The sequence below is a fragment of the Flavobacterium sp. genome (assembly GCF_044368625.1).
Taxonomy (GTDB): Bacteria; Bacteroidota; Bacteroidia; order Flavobacteriales; family Flavobacteriaceae; genus Flavobacterium.
The window spans coordinates 1-5,620 of record NZ_JBIPPD010000211.1; the positions used below are offsets into that span (position 1 = coordinate 1).

General features: G+C 36.4%; 5 protein-coding genes. 2 read left to right on the forward strand and 3 right to left on the reverse strand.

Features of this window, described 5'->3' with window-relative positions; genetic code table 11:
- The coding region (locus tag ACIQ2X_RS13265; protein ID WP_396179412.1) for a DUF5777 family beta-barrel protein at positions 1 to 799 on the forward strand (799 nt) is incomplete at its 5' end.
- A 1-nt stretch (position 800) separates the two neighbouring features.
- On the opposite strand, the gene ACIQ2X_RS13270 is transcribed toward ACIQ2X_RS13265, so the two are convergent.
- The 3 genes from ACIQ2X_RS13270 to ACIQ2X_RS13280 form a co-directional block, all read right to left on the reverse strand.
- A complete protein-coding gene (locus ACIQ2X_RS13270; protein ID WP_396179413.1) occupies positions 801 to 1,337 on the reverse strand; it encodes an acyl-CoA thioesterase in 537 nt (178 codons plus the stop codon).
- 32 nt (positions 1,338 to 1,369) lie between these two features.
- Entirely contained in the window at positions 1,370 to 2,731 is a 1,362-nt protein-coding gene (rmuC, locus tag ACIQ2X_RS13275) for a DNA recombination protein RmuC (RefSeq protein WP_396179414.1), read from the reverse strand.
- 190 nt (positions 2,732 to 2,921) lie between these two features.
- Positions 2,922 to 3,191 carry a hypothetical protein gene (locus ACIQ2X_RS13280; protein ID WP_396179415.1) on the reverse strand — a complete coding sequence of 90 codons (270 nt, stop codon included), beginning with the start codon at positions 3,189 to 3,191 and terminating at the stop codon, positions 2,922 to 2,924.
- Between the two features lie 443 nt (positions 3,192 to 3,634).
- On the opposite strand from ACIQ2X_RS13280, the gene ACIQ2X_RS13285 reads away from it, so the two are divergent.
- Positions 3,635 to 5,497 carry an ABC-F family ATP-binding cassette domain-containing protein gene (locus tag ACIQ2X_RS13285; RefSeq protein WP_396179416.1) on the forward strand — a complete coding sequence of 621 codons (1,863 nt, stop codon included), beginning with the start codon at positions 3,635 to 3,637 and terminating at the stop codon, positions 5,495 to 5,497.
- Positions 5,498 to 5,620 lie beyond the last annotated feature (123 nt).

A 5,620-nucleotide genomic window follows, 5' to 3' on the forward strand; every position in this document is an offset into this window, starting at 1 on the left:
ATCATTCGCTCAGAATGATTTATTATCAGAAATTGATACTACTTTAAGCAAACAGACCGTTACATCGGCTTTTAAAGCGTTAAAAATTGTAAACCTTGAATCCACAAAACTGGCTGCAAAGGGCGATTTGTATTTTATAGTCGCCCATCGATTTGGTTCGGTTAAAGATGGTTTTGAGGGATTTTACGGTTTGGATAACGCCAATACGCAAATCAAATTTTTATACGGTCTGAAAGATTGGCTGACCATTAGTGGTGCGAGAAATGAATTGGCGTACGATTTTTCTGTCAAATATCGTTTGATGGAACAAGTCGAGGACGGATTTCCAGTTGCAATTGTAGGTTTTAACAGTTTAGCAATAAACAACACCTTAAAGGAGAGTTTGTATCCCAACATGAGTTTTGAAAACAGGTTGATTTATGTAACGCAACTTTTAGTTTCCAGAAAAATATCTGATCGTTTATCGTTAGAATTGGCACCTACTTATTTCCACGAAAACTTTGTTGCAGATGATTTGCAGGACAACAGTCAATATGCCATTGGAATTGGAGGCCGTTACAAAATTACCAACCGATGGTCGATTAATGCCGATTATGCGGCACATTTGAATCGTGCCAGTGGATCGATTTACAAAAATCCGCTTTCCATAGGCGTTGATTTAGAAACAGGAGGTCACGTTTTCCAAATGCATTTTACGAGTTCGCAAGGCATTCACGAGGCGGGTTACTTAGGTCAAAGTACTGGAGATTGGACCAAAGGAAATGTGTTTTTCGGATTTAATTTAGCACGGGTTTTTTAAACTATTTAATCTGTACATTGTATTGCTCGAAAAGCGCGTGCATTTGACTCGGGTCGAAATCATCGTTGCTTTCAATTTTATAGTTGGTGTTTTTTAAACGAGTTTGTTGAATGCCATGGTGAAAACGCCGCATTTCGTCCTTGGTTGAAACAATTAGCCCGGGCACTTCAATCGATTTTCCATCGTCGTCTTTTGCAACCATCGTGAAATAGGATGAGTTGCAATGGTTTCTTGTTCCAGTACGAATGTTTTCCGAATCGACGCGAATGCCTACAATCATCGAACTTTTTCCTACAAAATTTACAGAGGCTTTGAGCGTTACCAATTCGCCAATTTCAATCGGACTCAAAAAATTTACTGTGTTTACGGATGCAGTAACACAATAGTATCCGGAGAATTTAGAAGCACTGGCAAAAGCAATTTTGTCCATAAGCGAAAGAATGTAACCGCCGTGGATCTTGCCACTAAAATTGGAATACGAAGGCAACATAAGTTCGGAAAGGGTTACTTTCGAGGCTGCAACGGGTTTAAAATTCATTTACGTTTTTTTTTAGAAGTTAAAATTATTATCTAATTCTCAGATTCCCAATTGTTTTGGGTGTTTATCAAATTTTCGGGCAAACTTTTATTTGTTTTAGCTCCCATTTTTTTGAGTTTTTGCACACTTGTCACCAAGTTTCCTTTACCATTCACCAACTTGTTCATCGCAAGACTGTATTCATTTTTGGCATCATCGATTTTTTTACCAATTTTCTCCATATCAGCGATGAAACCGTAAAATTTATCGTACAAAGCTCCTGCTTGACGGGCAATTTCGTACGCATTTTGTTGTTGTTTTTGGCTGGACCAAATGCTGTCGATGGTTCGAAGTGTGGCCAAAAGTGTAGAAGGAGTTACTATCACAATATTTTGCTCAAATGCTTTATTGTACAAGTAGTTGTCTTGGTTTAATGCTGTTGCAAAAGCCGCTTCGATGGGGATAAAAAGCAATACGAAATCAGGACTTTCGATGTCGTACAACGAATGATAATTTTTTGAACTCAGTTGATCGACGTGTTTTTTGAGTGATAAAAGATGGTCGTTTAAATATATTTTTCGCAAAGCTTCGTCTTCTTCGTTTACAAATTTTTCATAAGCAACCAGCGAAACTTTCGAATCGATGATCATTTTTTTGCCTTCCGGCAAATGTACCACAACGTCGGGAATTCGTTTTTGACCTTCAACGGTAAAGCTTTGTTGTACCTCGTATTCGCGACCTTTTTCCAATCCTGATTTTTCCAAAACCCGCTCTAAAACCAGTTCGCCCCAATTGCCTTGCATCTTGTTGTCGCCTTTTAAAGCTTTGGTTAAATTGATGGTTTCCTTGTTCATTTGTTCGTTTAAATCTTTCAAACCCAAAATCTGCTGACGCAAAGCGGCGTGATAATCAATGCTTTCTTTGTGTGTGTCTTCCACTTTTTTTTCAAAATGCAAAATTTTGTCTTGCAATGGACCTAAAACAATTTTGAGATTTTCAAGGTTTTGAAGGGTAAATTTGGAACTTTTTTCCTCCAAAATTTTATTGGCTAGATTTTCAAACTCAGTGGTAAATTTTTTCTGTAAAAGTTCTACTTCTTGCTTTTGTTCTTTATTTCGTTCCAAAAGATGGTCAAAATCGGCTTCTTTTTTTGAAAGTTGAATCGATAAAACTTCTTTTTCGTTCCGAATTTGATCCCGTTCGGTTTGAATTTTATCCATTTCATTTCGCAAAAAAGCGAAAGAACGATTTTGTTCTTCTTTAGCCGAGAAAATGGCGCTTTCAAGATGATTTATTTTTTCGCGTTGCAAATTTCTTTCGGCCTCATTTTTGGAAGCTAAAACCCATTTGCCAATCAAAAATCCGATTACTAATCCTAAAACTCCTATCAAAATGGTAAGTATACTTTCGTTCATTGGTGTGTTTTGTCATAAAAAAACCGATAGAAATTTACAAAAATCAATCGGATTGTTGTTCTAAAAATGAAGGTAGACAATAACCTTGAAAATAAAAAAAAATGGATTAAAATTATCAGATGGAATTCCAATAAAAAAAACGATTTCTGTTTGGAAACCGTTTTGGGAGAGCAATGTAAGGATCACTTTTTTACAAGATGCTGTATTGTTGGTCAAACTCTTTGTTTGAAATGCGTTTATTGGAATAGCTGTTGTAAATTATTTTTTTGACGTTTCGACGTTGTTTAACCAAGAAGGGAAAGTTATATAAAACGCCTGTTATACAAATGAGCATTAAAATTACTAAAAGTGCGGTATACAAAATATTATTCATTTCTAGAGAAGGTTTGAAATCAATAATCAGAACGTAACCGGCTCCAAAAAAAACGAGAATGGATAGGATAAGTGTTAGGATTTTCATAGCTACTATTTTTATGTTTTTTCTTATTGCTAAACTACAAATACATTTGTATGAACGGTTTACAGGATTTTTGGTTTGTTTTATATAATTTCATTAGGATATATTTAACTATACGTAATTGTGTACAATTGGGTTTTTTGAGCGGGAATTATTTTGAAGTATTCGGCAGAGAACAATACACGTTTTTATTGAGCGGGTTGTGAGGTTTTATTTAAAAAGCGCCCGAAACATCCCAAAAAGGCACTTAAAAACCCGACTAACCCCGTCCCAAAGTGTCGGAAAAACGGAAGACCGATTTTTCATCGGGCTGGGAGGAAGACGGGAATAAGTCCCGAAGCTTCGGGAGCCGAACGGACCCGAGCCATTCGTTCCTGAAAAACAATTTACTATGTCTAATTTTTTGTTCGTTAGATAAAGCTTACTTTTGCAAAAAATATATACTTGTGAATTACTTATCTGTAGAAAATATATCGAAATCATTTGGAGAACGAACGCTTTTTAAAAACATTTCTTTTGGGATTAATAAGGACCAGAAAATTGCTTTTATTGCGAAAAACGGTTCGGGGAAGACGTCTATTATGAAAATAATTAACGGCGAAGACGAATCGGATACGGGTCAAGTGGTGATCAGAAAAGATATTAAGATGGCGTTTTTGTCGCAGGACAATAATTTGCAGGAAGAATTAACGATTGAGGAAAGTATTTTTGCTTCGGATAATGAAGTTTTGGATGTGATTCATCAATACGAAAAAGCATTAGAAAATCCGGAAGATGAGGAAGCGTATCAACGGGCTTTTGACAAAATGGATGCTCATAATGCGTGGGATTTTGAAACGCAGTTTAAGCAAATTTTGTTTAAATTGAAGTTGGAAGATTTTAGTTTGAAGGTGAAAAACATGTCGGGTGGTCAGAAAAAAAGGCTTTCGCTTGCCATTGTTTTAATCAACCGTCCGGACTTGTTGATTTTGGATGAACCTACGAATCACTTGGATTTAGAGATGATTGAATGGCTGGAAAGTTATTTTGCCAAAGAAAATATTACGTTGTTTATGGTCACGCACGACCGTTTCTTTTTGGAGCGTGTTTGTAACGAAATCATCGAACTAGACAACGGAAAATTATACCAATACAAAGGAAATTACTCCTATTACTTAGAGAAAAAAGAGGAACGAATTGCTTCTGAAAACTCGAGTGTGGACAAAGCTCAAAACTTGTTCAAAAAAGAATTGGAATGGATGCGACGCCAACCAAAAGCACGAACTACCAAGTCGAAATCACGTCAGGATGACTTTTATGTTATTAAGGAAAAAGCGGAAAGCCGAAGGAAGGAAAACCAGGTGGAACTGGAAATCAACATGGAACGGATGGGAAGTAAGATTATTGAGTTGCATAAAATTTCGAAAAAATTTGGCGATAAAATAATTTTAGACAACTTTAGTTTTGATTTTCAGCGTGGCGAACGCATTGGGATTATTGGTAAAAACGGTACAGGAAAATCGTCGTTTTTGAATTTACTGACGGGAACGCTTCCTTTGGACAGCGGAAAAGTAGTGGTGGGTGAAACCATCAAAATTGGTTATTACACCCAAAGTGGCATCAACCCGAAACCGGGACAGCGCGTGATTGACATCATTAAGGAATACGGCGAATACATTCCGCTTACGAAAGGAAAAATCATTTCGGCTTCGCAATTGTTAGAGCGTTTTCTTTTTGATAGCAAAAAACAATATGATTTTGTCGAAAAATTGAGCGGTGGCGAGTTGAAACGATTGTATTTGTGTACGGTTTTGATTCAGAATCCAAACTTCTTGATTCTGGATGAACCTACCAATGATTTGGACATTGTAACCTTGAATGTTTTAGAAAGTTTCTTGCTGGATTATCCGGGATGTTTATTGGTGGTGTCGCACGACCGCTATTTTATGGATAAAATTGTAGATTACCTTTTTGTTTTTAGAGGCGAAGGTGTTGTAGAAAATTTCCCTGGAAATTATTCTGATTTTAGAGCCTACGAAGACAGTGCCGATGTACAACAAAAAGAGGACAACAAAGCCGATAAAAAAGCGTGGAAACAATATAATCCGACTGGAAATTTGACGTTTAACGAACAGAAAGAATACCAAAAGTTGGAACGTGAAATCAAGGATTTGGAAATTGATAAAGCAAAAATCGAATTGTTGTTTTCGGAAGGCAAAGTAGCTGATGCGGAAATTGAAAAGAAAGCAAACGAGTTGCAAGTGATTATTCAGAAAATGGAAGATAAGGAGGAAAGATGGTTTGAACTTTCTGCAAAAATGGAGGAATAAGGTTTTATTTTGAAGGTAATGTGGTCAAAAATAGTTGGTAATTTTTCAATTTAAATTAATTATATTACCGCATCAAACTGAAGAGGACATTGGCTCTGCTGAGGAGCAACCAATTAGCAATAA